Source organism: Roseibium sp., assembly GCF_025698965.1.
Classification (GTDB): Bacteria; Pseudomonadota; Alphaproteobacteria; order Rhizobiales; family Stappiaceae; genus Roseibium.
In genome coordinates this window covers 1-13175 of the sequence record NZ_JAILWL010000141.1, presented here as the reverse complement: position 1 = coordinate 13175, position 13175 = coordinate 1, and the positions used below count along the sequence as shown (strand labels likewise).

11 protein-coding genes and 1 pseudogene are annotated in these 13175 nt (G+C 55.9%); 5 read left to right on the top strand and 7 right to left on the bottom strand.

From position 1 onward, the window contains the following. Nucleotides 1–199 (top strand): annotated as a pseudogene (locus K5905_RS13255) (cytochrome C); the annotation flags it as partial. Nucleotides 200–349: 150 nt separating this feature from the next. Continuing rightward, nucleotides 350–622, top strand: coding sequence for an usg protein (locus K5905_RS13250; RefSeq protein ID WP_297584571.1), 273 nt, complete (start codon nt 350–352; stop codon nt 620–622). A 24-nt stretch (nt 623–646) separates the two neighbouring features. On the opposite strand, the gene K5905_RS13245 is transcribed toward K5905_RS13250, so the two are convergent. Continuing rightward, entirely contained in the window at nt 647–1450 is an 804-nt protein-coding gene (locus K5905_RS13245; protein ID WP_297584568.1) for a methyltransferase, read from the bottom strand. A 1-nt stretch (nt 1451) separates the two neighbouring features. After that, entirely contained in the window at nt 1452–1688 is a 237-nt protein-coding gene (locus K5905_RS13240) for a DUF2007 domain-containing protein (protein ID WP_297584565.1), read from the bottom strand. A gap of 257 nt (nt 1689–1945) precedes the next feature. On the opposite strand from K5905_RS13240, the gene K5905_RS13235 reads away from it, so the two are divergent. Next, nucleotides 1946–2881: a polyprenyl synthetase family protein gene (locus K5905_RS13235; protein ID WP_297584573.1), complete on the top strand. Its 936-nt coding sequence runs from the start codon at nt 1946–1948 to the stop codon at nt 2879–2881. A gap of 74 nt (nt 2882–2955) precedes the next feature. Here K5905_RS13235 and K5905_RS13230 read toward each other — a convergent pair whose 3' ends face one another. Beyond that, nucleotides 2956–3837: a 4-(cytidine 5'-diphospho)-2-C-methyl-D-erythritol kinase gene (locus K5905_RS13230; protein ID WP_297584563.1), complete on the bottom strand. Its 882-nt coding sequence runs from the start codon at nt 3835–3837 to the stop codon at nt 2956–2958. A gap of 12 nt (nt 3838–3849) precedes the next feature. Next, nucleotides 3850–5634, bottom strand: coding sequence for a tetratricopeptide repeat protein (locus tag K5905_RS13225; RefSeq protein WP_297584561.1), 1785 nt, complete (start codon nt 5632–5634; stop codon nt 3850–3852). A gap of 274 nt (nt 5635–5908) precedes the next feature. Here K5905_RS13225 and ppdK point away from each other — a divergent pair, with 274 nt between their 5' ends. Both ppdK and K5905_RS13215 read left to right on the top strand, forming a co-directional pair. Then, on the top strand, nt 5909–8584 hold the full coding sequence (ppdK, locus tag K5905_RS13220) for a pyruvate, phosphate dikinase (protein WP_297584559.1): 2676 nt from the start codon (nt 5909–5911) through the stop codon (nt 8582–8584). Nucleotides 8585–8621: 37 nt separating this feature from the next. Further along, nucleotides 8622–9575 carry a methylmalonyl Co-A mutase-associated GTPase MeaB gene (locus K5905_RS13215; RefSeq protein WP_297584558.1) on the top strand — a complete coding sequence of 318 codons (954 nt, stop codon included), beginning with the start codon at nt 8622–8624 and terminating at the stop codon, nt 9573–9575. A gap of 17 nt (nt 9576–9592) precedes the next feature. Here K5905_RS13215 and K5905_RS13210 read toward each other — a convergent pair whose 3' ends face one another. The 3 genes from K5905_RS13210 to K5905_RS13200 all read right to left on the bottom strand — a co-directional run. After that, on the bottom strand, nt 9593–11872 hold the full coding sequence (locus K5905_RS13210; protein ID WP_297584555.1) for an EAL domain-containing protein: 2280 nt from the start codon (nt 11870–11872) through the stop codon (nt 9593–9595). A 163-nt stretch (nt 11873–12035) separates the two neighbouring features. Beyond that, nucleotides 12036–12749 carry a DNA repair protein RadC gene (gene radC, locus K5905_RS13205; RefSeq protein ID WP_297584553.1) on the bottom strand — a complete coding sequence of 238 codons (714 nt, stop codon included), beginning with the start codon at nt 12747–12749 and terminating at the stop codon, nt 12036–12038. Between the two features lie 7 nt (nt 12750–12756). Further along, on the bottom strand, nt 12757–13175 hold a 419-nt coding region (locus K5905_RS13200), incomplete at its 5' end, for a M24 family metallopeptidase (protein ID WP_297584551.1).

Here is a 13175-nt window from a genome sequence, read left to right as displayed (position 1 = left end):
GATTGGAACGGACGACGAAAGCGCGCAAGCAGCCGCGCCTGCATTCCGGGACCTGTCAAAGCGATATCCGCTGGAAAGTCTCGAAGAGCCACTGGCGGAAGGGATTGTTACGGCGCATGACAACATGCCGGAATTTGCGTTCGAACCGGATGACATTGACGCGTTTTTAGGCTATTTGACCACCATTCAATCCAACTGAAGATTATCTTGTGGGTATCAAAGTACCTTGTTAGCAGTTCTTTGAGAGTGCTGCTAAAATTGTGCTTATAAACAGCAATTGTCGAAAATTTGTTTTTGTTTATGCAGGTTTCCGTGACACCCTTTCTTTGTGAGAAAAGAAAGGATTGGCATGAAATCCAGCTTAGACTTTGAAAAACGACTGCTCGGCTATGGTTTGCTGACGGCTGAAATCCTGTACAGGCTTCCGGATCATCCGAAACTTCTTCAGAGCTTTCTGTGGCAAACGGAGGATCTGGCACCCCGGTTTCCCGAATTGAACCGGTTTCTGACTTTCTGGGAGCGGGAAATCGAGGGCCGAATTCACTCAGTGCGCGTTGCGCATCAAAACCTGATCGAGCCTGTGGATTTTCGCTATGCTGACGGCGAAATTGTAATCCACTGAGATAATCGGAATGCACAAAAACAGTCAGCGTCGTGACGTGAGGCCGAGACCTTCGCCATTACGCATGACAGCAATCGACTGAGCGGTGAAGTCGGAACCGTTCTCTTCGTGCAGCACGAAGCCCGGCAACAGACGCAAAGGACCCTTGCTGGCACGGGTAGCCCTGATCAGAATCCGGGTTGCCGCCGCATTCGGTCGTGGGCGCAAGGGAATCACGTCGATTGACCCAAAGCGACCCTTGAAGGCGTTGAGCAATTCCTGAAGACCGTCGGCACGAAAGATCACAGTCAGACTTCCGCCGTCCCTGATGATATCCGTTGCCGTCTTTATCCAGGGCTCCAGGCCGCGCTCATCCAGCATATGTGCGCCTGCTCGGGCCGACTTGGGTGATGCACGAAAACGGTCAGCTTCATAATAAGGCGGGTTCATGATGACATGATCGGCCATCGACGGTTTCAACCCCGCCGCATGACGCGCGCTGCCCTTGGCTGTTATGTCGGCTTCCAGAAGCGAAATTCTGTCTGCAAAAGCTGCATTGTGCGGGTCTTTCAACCCGTCCGCCGCAAGTGCCAGCACAGTAGGATCTATTTCGACAAGAGTTACGGAAATGTCGGACAACCGCGCGGCCGCGCAAAAGCCGGCCGTACCGACCCCTGAGCCAAGGTCAACCACGTTGCCTGTGACGCTCTCGGGAAGAGCCGCAGCCAGATAAACAGCGTCCAGGCCGGCCCGGTGCCTGCCGTGTTTGGGTTGATGCACATAAACCCGTCCACCGAGAAAGGCGTCATGCGTTATGTCCGGGGTTTCGGCGTCCAAGGGCTCAGACATGTCACGAGTGTCCATTTTCCGGGCGCAGTTCGTGTTCCAGACCCGCATCACGCACCAGCCTGCGTGCCAACTGTAACTGGTCCGAGTCGACCAGAATTCTCCGCGGTATCATCGCAAGAGATCCCTCAAGAATGCTCATATTCCCATCTGCGACAAAATGCTTGATGCCAGCCTCTTCAAGAATCGATTCAAGAAACGAGATCAGGACGGGGTCATTGGTTCTGACAAGTTCTTCCATATGTTTCCCAATGTTAACAACGTGGTCGTGGTCGACGGATGAGCGTGCCGCGTTGAACTGGTGTACAGCAAAACCTGCTGATTGTGGCATTTCAACAGTTTGTCAACGGATTGCTGTCTTGCCCCGGAGGCGTTCGCGCCATATTGTCCGCACAAATATTCTAGGGAGTGCCATTAGTGGCCGTGGTTGCAACATATTCCGACAATCAGCAGCGCCGTCCGAGCATACAGTCTCTCGTGGACCTGGTGTCTGCAGGTATGGCGGATGTCAATGAGCTGATCCTGTCCAAAGCAGGTTCCAACGTGGAACTGATTCCGGAGATCGCCAAACACCTCATCTCGTCCGGTGGTAAACGTTTGCGGCCGATGCTGACGCTCGCCTGCGCGAACATGTTCGACTACCGCGGCGATGGCCATGTCACGCTGGCTGCCAGTGTTGAATTCATGCACACCGCAACGTTGCTTCATGACGATGTCGTTGATGAAAGCGATATGCGCCGTGGCAAGCTGGCTGCACGCAAGCTCTGGGGAAACCAGGCGAGCGTGCTCGTTGGTGATTACCTTCTTGGCCAAGCGTTCAAGATGATGGTCGATGTCGGTTCGCTCGAAGCGCTTCACATCCTGTCCACCGCCTCTGCAGTCATCGCAGAAGGAGAGGTGTTGCAATTGGGTGCCGCAAAAAACATCCAGACAAGCGAAGCGGACTATCTTCGTGTGATCGAAGCGAAGACCGCAGCCCTGTTTGCTGCCGCAGCTGAAGTTGGGCCTGTCATTGCAGGTCAGGGCGATGACATGAAAAAGGCAGCACGAACTTACGGCATGGAACTCGGCTACGCGTTTCAGCTTGTCGATGACGCGCTCGACTATGGTGGATCGTCAGCGGACCTTGGCAAAGACATCGGCGACGACTTCAGAGAAGGCAAGATCACGCTGCCGGTCGTTCTGGCTGTGGCACGCGGCACCGACGCAGACAGGGCTTTCTGGAAACGTTGTCTGGAAGGCGAGAATATCGAAGACGGCGATCTGGAGCAGGCGATCGAGATACTCAAGAAGTATGACGCCTTGTCCGATACGGTCGTGAGGGCGCGGGATTATGGTGACAAGGCGCTGAAAGCCTTGGATGTCCTGCCAGCAGGCGCGCATAATGATGCCCTGGCGGATGCTGTTGCCTTCTGCATCTCCCGTGTGAGCTAACGCTGCCATATTTGAATCGCACGCCTGTTTCAAAGAGCCGCTTCTCATCTGAAGCGGCTCTTTGATCTTTTGCGTCAGGAAAGGGAGCCTGAGGCAATCCACCAAGCCGGATGAGACGTTCTCAAGCGACGCTCGATGTCCATTGCATCTTTCAATTCGCACAGACCAAAGCAGGTCGCCCCTGATCCTGACATGCGGGCGAGCTCAATGCGGTTATCCTCATTGAGGGCGGACAGGACCTCGCCAATCTCGCCGCACAGCTTGACTGCAGCTTCCTGCATGTCATTACGGCACGTCGCTAGATATCCCGACATTTGGTTCAAGGTACTGAAGCGGTTGGGCATTTCCGGTAATGGCGGGTTGTCCCGGGCAGACATTGTCTTGAAAACTTCTGGTGTGGATACGCCGACCTTTGGGTTGATCAGAACAATTCCGCATACGGGCATTTGAGGTCCCGGGGACAGTTCGTCACCGATTCCCCGCATGATCTGCGGTTCCGGAAAAAGACAGACCGGCACGTCCGCACCCAGCGACAAGGCGAGATCGTGCAACTTGTTTTCCGACAAATATGAGCCGGTAAAATCTTCAAGCAGACGCAAGGTCGTTGCGGCGTCGCTTGACCCGCCACCAATTCCGGAGGCGACCGGCAATCGCTTCGTCAAGGTCACGCGTACATTCGGGGTAGGGATGCCTGCAGCGGCTGCGAATGCGCTTAATGCCTTCAGGATCAGGTTGTTTTCGGCAGGTCCGTCGAGTGCGCGCGCAAAAGGGCCTTCCAGTCGAAGCTCAGGCTTTTCGGCAGGTTCGAGTGCGACGCGATCTCCGATCTGGGGGAATACTGCCAGCGATTCAAGAAGGTGATATCCGTCCGGGCGCTGCCCTGTAATATGCAGTGCCAAATTGACCTTGGCCCGGGCCAGTTCTACCCGGAGCGCGGACGTCTTTTCTTGAGCCATGGCAGGGTCCGGTTAACCGCCGTTTTTGTCTGTATCGGCCTTGGCTGCGTCGGTAGCGGGAGCGTCCTTCAATCCATTCGCAATCTTGTCCAGGATTTTCGGAAGCTCCTTTTCTTCAGGTCCGAGATCCCGTGCATGGTTCCATTGGAACCTCGCCTCGTTCCGCCGACCGACCATCCAGTAAGCATCCCCCAGGTGATCGTTTATCACCGGGTCTGCGGGACGCAGTTCAATGGCCCTTTCAAGTTCCTTCACCGCTTCTTCGTACCGTCCGAGGCGGTAGTAAACCCAGCCAAGACTGTCGACGATGTAGCCGTCGGTCGGACGAAGTTCGACTGCGGTCTTGATCATGTTCAGGGCTTCATCAAGCTTCAGTCCCTGATCCACCAGTGAATAACCGAGGTAGTTCAAAACCAGCGGCTGGTTATCATTCAGTTCAAGCGCCTTGCGAAAATCGGCTTCTGCAATGTCCCACTTGCCAAGCCGTTCACGGCTGATCCCGCGAAAATAGAGCAGCAGCCAGTGTTGCGATTCCAGTTTTTCAATCGACTCGATCGCCTGGGTGTAGATGTCTTCCGACTCGTCATAAATTTCGTGAGAGCGCAGAATATTTCCAAGGGCGATGGCCGCTTCCAGATCGTTGGGATCCTGCTCGATGAGCGCCTCCAGATGGGAGCGGGACTCATCGAGTTTCTCAAGCGCATTGTAATTCAGGCCAACCTGAATTTCCGCTTCACGTTTGAGAACACTGTCGGCAGGAACTTTCATCAGCGCATCAATGGCTCTTTCAGGCTGCTCCATGCGTTCAAAAACACTGCCAAGCGCGATGGCTGCAAATTCTGCATTTGGGTCGAGAAACAATGCCAGTTGCAGATAGGATGTCGACAGTTCTTCACCGCCATCCCTGCCTATTACCGCCCCAAGCCCATACAGGATTTCCGACATTCCAGCAGCAGGGTCCGTAACCATCGGTGGGACAACGGCACCGCTTTCCAGCATATCCCTGGTCTGGTCGAGTTTCGGATGTCCGCGAAACTGTTCGTCGTAGAGTTCAAGCGCGGCAACGGCGTCTTTTTGCTGGCCGTTCGCCGCCAGCAGACGCGCATAAGCGTCCACAACCCGGATGGCGCCCTGATCGATCGTATAGGCTGCCTCCGCAGCCTCCAGCGCTTCCTGGTTCCGTCCTGCGGCAAAAAGCAGATGGGCTTTGTGGGTTGCTTTGAAAACCTCAAACCAATCAGGGCCGCTGAGACCATCAATCATCTCGACGGCTTCATCGATTTTTCCGCTGCCGTAAAGGGCCCAGGCGCGGGATATCCCGATTGAAAGTTGTGCAAGGGGGCCGTTTCTACCCTTGGACAGGGCCGCATCGGCAGCCTGATAATTTCCGTCCACCATCTGCTGGCCTCCGAGTGCCAGCTGGGCGAGGAAATTCTGAAGTCCGGCTGTCTCAAGTTCACCGGCATAGTGAACTGCCTGATCGATGTCGCCGTTTGCCAGTTTCAGCAGGAACGTGCGCTCCAGCAACATCGTATTGGAGGGATCGGCAGCCAGCGTTTCCTCATAAAACGCAGCGGCGTGCCCGTAATCCTTCTGCAGACCTGCCTGACGACCGGACAGGTAACTTCCGGAAAGCGTGAACGGTAGACTGGAAGGGGTGCCGAAATCCTGGGACTTGGCCGTAGTCTCGGCGATGGCGGTTGCGGGAAGAAGGGCAATTGCGCTGACCAGCGCAAGCAGCTTCAGTTTGAAGGGCCTGCGATCCATTGGGGAAACGGCGCCGGTCACACGTATCATCATTCCTCGCACTTATTTGTCGCTAGCGGTTCTGCTTTTTGCTTATTACCGTTGACAATGGCGTCTTTAAGGCTGTGCGGCAAGGAGTGCGGGATAACTTTCTGAGGGTTTAAATCCATTTGATTTTGCCGATCGTTGGAAAATCTACGACTTATGGCCCAGAGAAACGGGATTCTGCCAAAAAGGGCTTGATGCTGATCCTTCGCCGTAGCAGGTATGTGCAGTGCAAAAAAGGAGACAAGGCGTTTCCGGCGCAAGGCGAGGAGAGTGACATATGGTCAAGTGGGTCTACAGCTTCGGGAATGGGGCTGCGGAAGGTGCTGCAGAAATGCGCAATTTGCTGGGTGGCAAGGGCGCAAATCTTGCTGAAATGAGCAGCCTTGGCCTGCCTGTGCCTCCCGGTTTCACCATCACGACTGAAGTCTGCACCTGGTATTACGATCATGGAAAGTCCTATCCGGAAGCGTTGACTGCCCAGGTCACGGAAGCGCTCGACAAGATTGGTTCCATAACCAACCGGAAATTCGGTGATGCCGACCGACCCTTGCTTGTTTCCGTGCGCTCCGGCGCCAGAGTTTCCATGCCGGGCATGATGGACACCGTGCTCAATCTCGGTCTGAACGACCAGACCGTTGAAGCCATGGCGCGGGAAGCGGGTGACCGTCGCTTTGCCTATGACAGCTACCGCCGGTTTATCCAGATGTACTCCGATGTGGTGCTTGGGCTCGATCACCACGAGTTCGAAGAAATTCTGGAAGACTACAAAGAGCGCAACGAATTGTCGCTCGATACGGAAATCGACGCGGATGCTTGGCTGGGAATTATCGAGAAATTCAAGGCGCTCGTCGAAGAGGAACTGGGAAAACCATTCCCGCAGGACCCGCAGGAACAGCTGTGGGGCGCGATTGGTGCGGTTTTCAGCTCCTGGATGGTGCCACGCGCTGTGACCTATCGCCGCCTGCATGACATACCCGGGAGTTGGGGAACGGCGGTCAATGTCCAGGCCATGGTGTTCGGCAACATGGGTGAAAGCTCAGCCACGGGTGTTGCCTTCACCCGTAATCCGTCTACCGGTGAGAATGCACTTTACGGCGAGTTCCTTGTCAACGCACAGGGTGAAGACGTCGTTGCGGGTATCCGCACGCCGCAGGACATAACCGAGAAAGCCAGAATTGAGGCAGCTTCCACAAACCCTTCACTGGAAGCCCTGATGCCGGAAGCATTTGCGGAGTTTCAGGACTATTGCGCCAAGTTGGAGGCGCATTACAAAGACATGCAGGACCTGGAATTCACCATTGAACGGGGCAAACTCTGGATGCTGCAGACGCGGGCCGGCAAGCGGACCGCAAAAGCGGCTCTCAAGATTGCGGTCGATATGGTGGAAGAGGGCCTTCTGAGCGAAGAAGAGGCGATCGGCCGCGTCGAACCTGCTGCTTTGGACCAGTTGCTGCACCCGACCATTGCCCCGAATGCGGAACGCGATATTTTGACGACCGGTCTCCCGGCTTCGCCAGGGGCGGCCTCCGGCGCTATCGTTTTCACTTCGGAAGAAGCAGAAAAAGCGAAGGGCGAAGGCCTGAAGGTTATTCTGGTACGCGTTGAAACGAGCCCGGAAGACATTCACGGCATGCATGCTGCAGAAGGCATTCTGACCAGCCGGGGTGGCATGACCAGCCACGCGGCCGTTGTTGCGCGCGGCATGGGTAAACCATGTGTGTCCGGTGCCGGCATGCTTCGCATCGACTATCGAAATGGCGTGGTCAACGCTGCCGGGCGTCAGCTCAGGGAAGGCGACATCATCACCATTGACGGGGCAACCGGCCAGGTTCTGGCCGGTGAGGTTGAAATGCTTCAACCGACCCTTTCCGGTGACTTCGGAACTCTGATGGGGTGGGCGGACACTGTTCGTCGGATGCGCGTGCGTACCAATGCCGAGACACCGCAGGATGCAAAAGTTGCACGGGAATTCGGTGCGGAAGGCATAGGACTTTGCCGCACCGAACACATGTTCTTTGAAGGCGAACGGATCATAGCCGTCCGCGAAATGATCCTTGCCGACTCTGAAGCAGGCCGAAGAGCTGCTTTGGCGAAACTCCTGCCGATGCAACGCAAGGATTTCACGGATCTTTTCGAGATCATGCACGGCTTGCCGGTGACAATTCGTCTTCTCGATCCACCACTGCATGAGTTCCTGCCGAAGTCGGATGAGGAACTGGCAGAAGTTGCGAAGGCAATGGGGGCCGACGCTGAACGGTTGCGTGACCGTGCTCTCGCGCTTGAAGAGTTCAACCCGATGCTTGGTCACCGTGGTTGCCGTCTCCTGGTTTCTTACCCGGAAATTGCCGAAATGCAGGCGCGCGCGATCTTCGAAGCGGCCGTGGAGGCCGCAAAGGTGACCGGCGCGCCGGTTGTGCCGGAAATCATGGTCCCGCTCGTTGGCCTGAAAGGCGAGCTGGATCTTGTCCGGCAGGCAATCGAAGCAATGGCCAAGGCCGTGACGGAAGAAACCGGAACGGAGTTGACCTATCAGGTGGGCACCATGGTCGAATTGCCGCGCGCCGCCCTGAAAGCTGCTGAAATCGCGCAATCTGCGGAGTTCTTCTCCTTTGGCACCAACGACTTGACCCAGACCACATTCGGGATTTCCCGTGACGATGCGGCCTCGTTCCTCGGAACCTATCAAAGCCGCGGTATCATGGAGCAGGACCCGTTCGTGTCGCTCGATCAGGACGGTGTAGGTGAATTGATCAAGATCGGTGTGGAGCGGGGTCGTTCAACCCGTGCCGACATCAAACTCGGCATCTGCGGGGAACATGGCGGTGACCCGGCATCCATTTCCTTCTGCGAAAGTGTTGGACTTGACTATGTTTCCTGTTCGCCCTTCAGGGTGCCGATTGCCCGGCTTGCTGCGGCACAGTCGGCGTTGAAGAGCAAAAACGACGCCGAGTGAGGGTGCGGATGTTTGCGGGCAATAGCGGGACTGAGGTTTGAGCAGCGCATTTCCATCGCTGGAAAACCTGCGTGCGGGTGGCAAGCGGTTGCTCGCACGAGTTCTGACCCGACTTGAAACGCGCGCGTCAGACCCGGAGACCGCAGCCTTTCTGGATCAGCTTTGTAACTGTCGGCATGGCCGGGTTCTGGGGCTGACCGGACCTCCAGGTGTTGGCAAGTCAAGCCTGACCGACGCGCTGATCAAAACCTATCGGGAAAACGGCAAACGTGTCGCTGTTCTGGCAATCGACCCGTCATCGGCCGTTTCCGGAGGTGCATTGCTGGGAGATCGCACCCGGTTGAAGACCGATCCCCTGGACGATGATGTCTTTGTCCGGTCCATGGCGGCCCGGGACCGCCTGGGAGGGCTTTCCGATCATGCTGTTGCTGCGATTACGGTCCTTAGAGCCGTATGCGATCAGGTAATTGTCGAGACGGTGGGTATCGGGCAGTCGGAAGGTGATCTCAAGCAGGCGGTCGACACGGTTGTCTTGTGCGTTCAACCCGGATCCGGCGACAGTCTTCAGTTCATGAAAGCCGGGATCATGGAACTGCCGGACATTGTGGCTGTAACCAAGGCCGATATGGGCGCGCTCGCACGCCGGGCCGCGTCCGATGTCGTTGGCGCCCTGTCGCTGAGTTCAGGTGGTCAATCCTGGCAAGTACCGGTTTCCTCGGTTTCCTCTCAAACAGGTGAAGGCATTGCCGATCTGGTCGAGCAGGCTGGCAAACACGGTGCCTACCTTCAAACCGCCGGCCTGGTAGAGCCCATGCGACGTAATCAGCACGTGGCCTGGTTTGAGGACATGGTGCGCACAGCCTACGGCCAGACCGGCCTGGAATTGGCAGGCAATGACAAAGTCACGCGGTGGCAGGATCGCGCGCAGGACCGACCATTTGGGAGCTATGCAGAGTTTTCCGAAAACATGAACCGGTTGCTGAGAGCATAACTCGCCGGATTGCCGGGTCAGCCTTTGGCCGCGATGGGTTGATAACTGAGATCCGCACCAAAACCGCTGCCTGTCGTGCCGTGGAAATCATCCAGAAACTGGCCAAGGGCACGGTCACTCAAGGGTTTTGAAATGAAGAAACCCTGCATCCGGTGGCATCTGTGCGCCTGAAGGAAACGGATCTGCTCAAGGGTTTCGATGCCTTCCGCGACGATCGTCATACCGAGAGCCTTGCCGAGCTGAATGATCGATACAAGAATGGCTTCCGCCTCCGGATTGCCGTTCATGTCGGACACGAAATCCCGATCTATCTTCAGAGTGTCAAACGGGAAACGGCGCAGGTAGCTGAGGCTCGAATAGCCCGAACCGAAGTCATCGAGTGCGACTTTCACGCCAAGGTTTTTCAGCCGGCGAAGGGCTTTCAGGACAGAGTCGTTGCGACCGGCAAAGACACTTTCGGTGACTTCGATTTCCAGTCGTTGAGGGGGCAGGTTGTTTGCGGCCAAAATGGCCATAACCTTTTCGACAAACCGGGGGTGTTTGAACTGGTTCGGTGAGACGTTGACCGAAACGGTAACACCCGGCCAGTCATGCGCCTTGGCGCAGGCCTTGTTCAGCACCCAAAGACCCAGATCGTTGATGAGGCCGGTTTCCTCCGCCACAGGAATAAACTGTGCCGGGGAGACGATCGTTCCGTCCTCCTTGGTCCAGCGAGCCAGGGCCTCAACGGAAACAATGCGTTTGGCGTCGGTGTCCGACTGTGGCTGATAGGCCAGTTCCAGTTCGTCGTTTCTCAGAGCCAACCGGAGTTCGCGGGACATTTTGTCCTTAGACTGAACGTGGTGTTCCATGGTCGGTTCGAAGAAAGAGCGACGGTTCCGGCCGTTTGCCTTGGCATCATAAAGGGCGATGTCCGCCTTTCTCAAAAGCTCGTCCGGGTCGTTTCCGTCGCGCGGCGCGACCGAGACCCCGAGAGACAGGCTTGCAAACAGTTCACGGCTGCCGATTTTTATCGGGCGGCTGATTTCGTCCTGCACCTGATCGAGAATGTATTCCAGCCACTCGTCGTCCTTGCAATCACGAATGACCATGGCGAATTCATCACCGCTGATCCGGGCGACAACGCCGGTCTTCGGAATAACGCGGTGCAGACGTTCCGCAACAGCAACGATCACCTTGTCACCGGCGGAGTGACCGAGGGTGTCGTTGATGTCCTTGAAGTGATCGAGATCTATGTAAACAACGGCGATGTTGGTTCCCTTGACAACGCTCTCCTGCACGCTTTGGGTCAGCATCGTGTGGAACCGCGACCGGTTTGGAAGGCCGGAAAGAGCATCGTGACGGGCTGCCTGAACAGCCTTTGCCTCACTTCGGGCCAGCCGTTTTGTCATCTGACGCGTGAATATGGTCACCGCAATCACGACAGCGGCAATCATGAAGGCGGCGAGGGCAAGAAATGGATTGATGCGTTGAAGCATCTGACTGCCGGGCTGGCTGGTCTGCCAAGCAATTACGCCTACATTCTCACCGCGTGGAGACCTGAGCTGAAAACGCCCGACACCGGCCCTTCCGGTTTGCATGGGAGCCAGGACGAAACTGTCCAGGCGGGACATTTCGGAAATGTCGTTCAGCTTCTGACCACGTAGCGGCACCATGCTGACGAGGACGACAGGCGGTGTTCGCGTTGTGGTGATGGATTGAATTTGCGGAACAACAGCGGCGGCGCTGAAGAGGTAAGGCTCTCCTTCGAGTGCAAGGACACCAGTTTCAGCTATGGATTGGTGCGCCTCAATTCCCTTCGGCATGTAGCTGTAGAGACCTGAGGGCATTTTGTGAAAGGACGTGATGTAACGCGCGCGAACCTTCGCAATTGCCGGGGTGAGTTCGTCCAGGAGTTCCGGCGTCATCCAGTTTTCAGACCGGTTTCTGGCATAGACGTTTTGGATATCGAAATTCTTGCCGACGAGGATCGATCTGTTGAAACCATGATGCAAAAACAGCCAGTTCATCATGTTGTTGTAGATCCAGTTGGAATCCGGATCAGGATCGTTGACCATCCAATAGGCTTCGTCCCAGATAACCACCCCGGTCTGTTGCTTGACCATATAGTTCTGCGTGAGCTTGAGTGCTCCTGACAGCAGATGATGCTGGGATTGTTCCGCGGTTTCATCGGAAAGATTGGCGGACCAGTACATGACACCAAAAATGCCCAACACGGAGATCAGAACGACAACAATCATCGGAACGATGATGGTGTTGGCTATTTGACCACCGGAATTTTTAGTCGAATTGTACATACATTGGCCCGATTGCTTTGGGCCGAGCATCGCAGCTTCTGGTTAAGGAATGCCGCAGGATCTTAGTAAAATTTGAGTAAATTCAAATATGTGCAATGCAGGGTGGTTGAAGCCCGAACATTGTGTCGTCCGAACCCTTTGTGGAAAGGTGCTTTTCAAGACGTCAGATCAATTGCATTCCACGGAGACTGACATTGTTGCGCAGACCGACAATGATGTGATCGTGAACCTCGATCCCGAGCGGTGTGGCAACTTCAATGATCTTCTGGGTCATCTGAATGTCGGCGCGTGAGGGTGTCGGGTCGCCGGACGGATGGTTGTGTACCAGAATAAGGGCAGTTGCCGAATGTTCCAGTGCGCGCCTGATGACTTCTCTCGGATAGACCGGTGTATGATCCACTGTACCGGTTTGCTGGACTTCATCAGCAATCAGCCCGTTTTTCTTGTCCAGAAACAGGATCCTGAATTGTTCCACGGTGGAAAGTTCCATCGATGCCTGAAGGTATTCGATTACTTTCGACCAGGAATCGAGCAACCGGCGCTCATCAAGTTCAGCGCGGTGATATCGGATGATGGAGGCGTGGACCGCCTTCAATGTGTCCACGCTGATGTCCGACAATCCGTCGATTTCCTTGAGCCGGGCTCTTGGGGCAGCCAGCGCTGCAGAAAAGGAACCGAAGCGCTGAAGCAGCGCCTTTGCAATCGGCTTGGTGTCCTGTCGCGGAAGCGCGGAAAACAACAGAAATTCCAACAGCTCATAATCGGCGAGACTTTGTTCGCCGGTTTTGCGGAACCGTTCCCGTAACCTTTGCCGATGCCCCTTGTGATCCGAGGTCACAGTTGCCTTGTCCTCGGAGCCGGACTTTGGTTCTTTCATGAAGGTCCTAGTCGTTCGGAAGACCCGGCTTGTGAATGCCCTTGGGCGAGGTCGTGAAGATCTGGCAACCGTCCGGCGTGATGCCGATGGAGTGTTCAAACTGCGCCGACAGGGACCGGTCGCGGGTGACGGCTGTCCAGCCGTCGCTCAGCACTTTCACATGCGGGCGGCCAAGATTGACCATTGGCTCGATCGTAAAGATCATGCCGGGCTTCAGTTCAACGCCTTCTCCGGGGCGGCCATAGTGCAGAATGTTCGGCGTGTCGTGGAACAAAAGGCCCAGCCCGTGGCCGCAGAAGTCACGCACAACGGAACATCGCTGTGCTTCGACATAGGTCTGGATTGCGGCACCGATATCACCCGTGGTGTTGCCCGGTTTGGCAGCATCGATACCGCGCATGAGGGATTCGTAGGTGACGTCTATCA

What these genes read in the sequence shown, in the direction of transcription:
- ppdK (WP_297584559.1), top strand. Translation starts at nt 5,909, where the DNA reads ATGGTCAAGTGGGTCTACAGCTTCGGGAATGGGGCTGCGGAAGGTGCT.
- radC (WP_297584553.1), bottom strand. Translation starts at nt 12,749, where the DNA reads ATGAAAGAACCAAAGTCCGGCTCCGAGGACAAGGCAACTGTGACCTCG.
- K5905_RS13225 (WP_297584561.1), bottom strand. Translation starts at nt 5,634, where the DNA reads ATGATACGTGTGACCGGCGCCGTTTCCCCAATGGATCGCAGGCCCTTC.
- K5905_RS13235 (WP_297584573.1), top strand. Translation starts at nt 1,946, where the DNA reads ATGGCGGATGTCAATGAGCTGATCCTGTCCAAAGCAGGTTCCAACGTG.
- K5905_RS13210 (WP_297584555.1), bottom strand. Translation starts at nt 11,872, where the DNA reads ATGTACAATTCGACTAAAAATTCCGGTGGTCAAATAGCCAACACCATC.
- K5905_RS13250 (WP_297584571.1), top strand. Translation starts at nt 350, where the DNA reads ATGAAATCCAGCTTAGACTTTGAAAAACGACTGCTCGGCTATGGTTTG.
- K5905_RS13230 (WP_297584563.1), bottom strand. Translation starts at nt 3,837, where the DNA reads ATGGCTCAAGAAAAGACGTCCGCGCTCCGGGTAGAACTGGCCCGGGCC.
- K5905_RS13245 (WP_297584568.1), bottom strand. Translation starts at nt 1,450, where the DNA reads ATGTCTGAGCCCTTGGACGCCGAAACCCCGGACATAACGCATGACGCC.
- K5905_RS13240 (WP_297584565.1), bottom strand. Translation starts at nt 1,688, where the DNA reads ATGGAAGAACTTGTCAGAACCAATGACCCCGTCCTGATCTCGTTTCTT.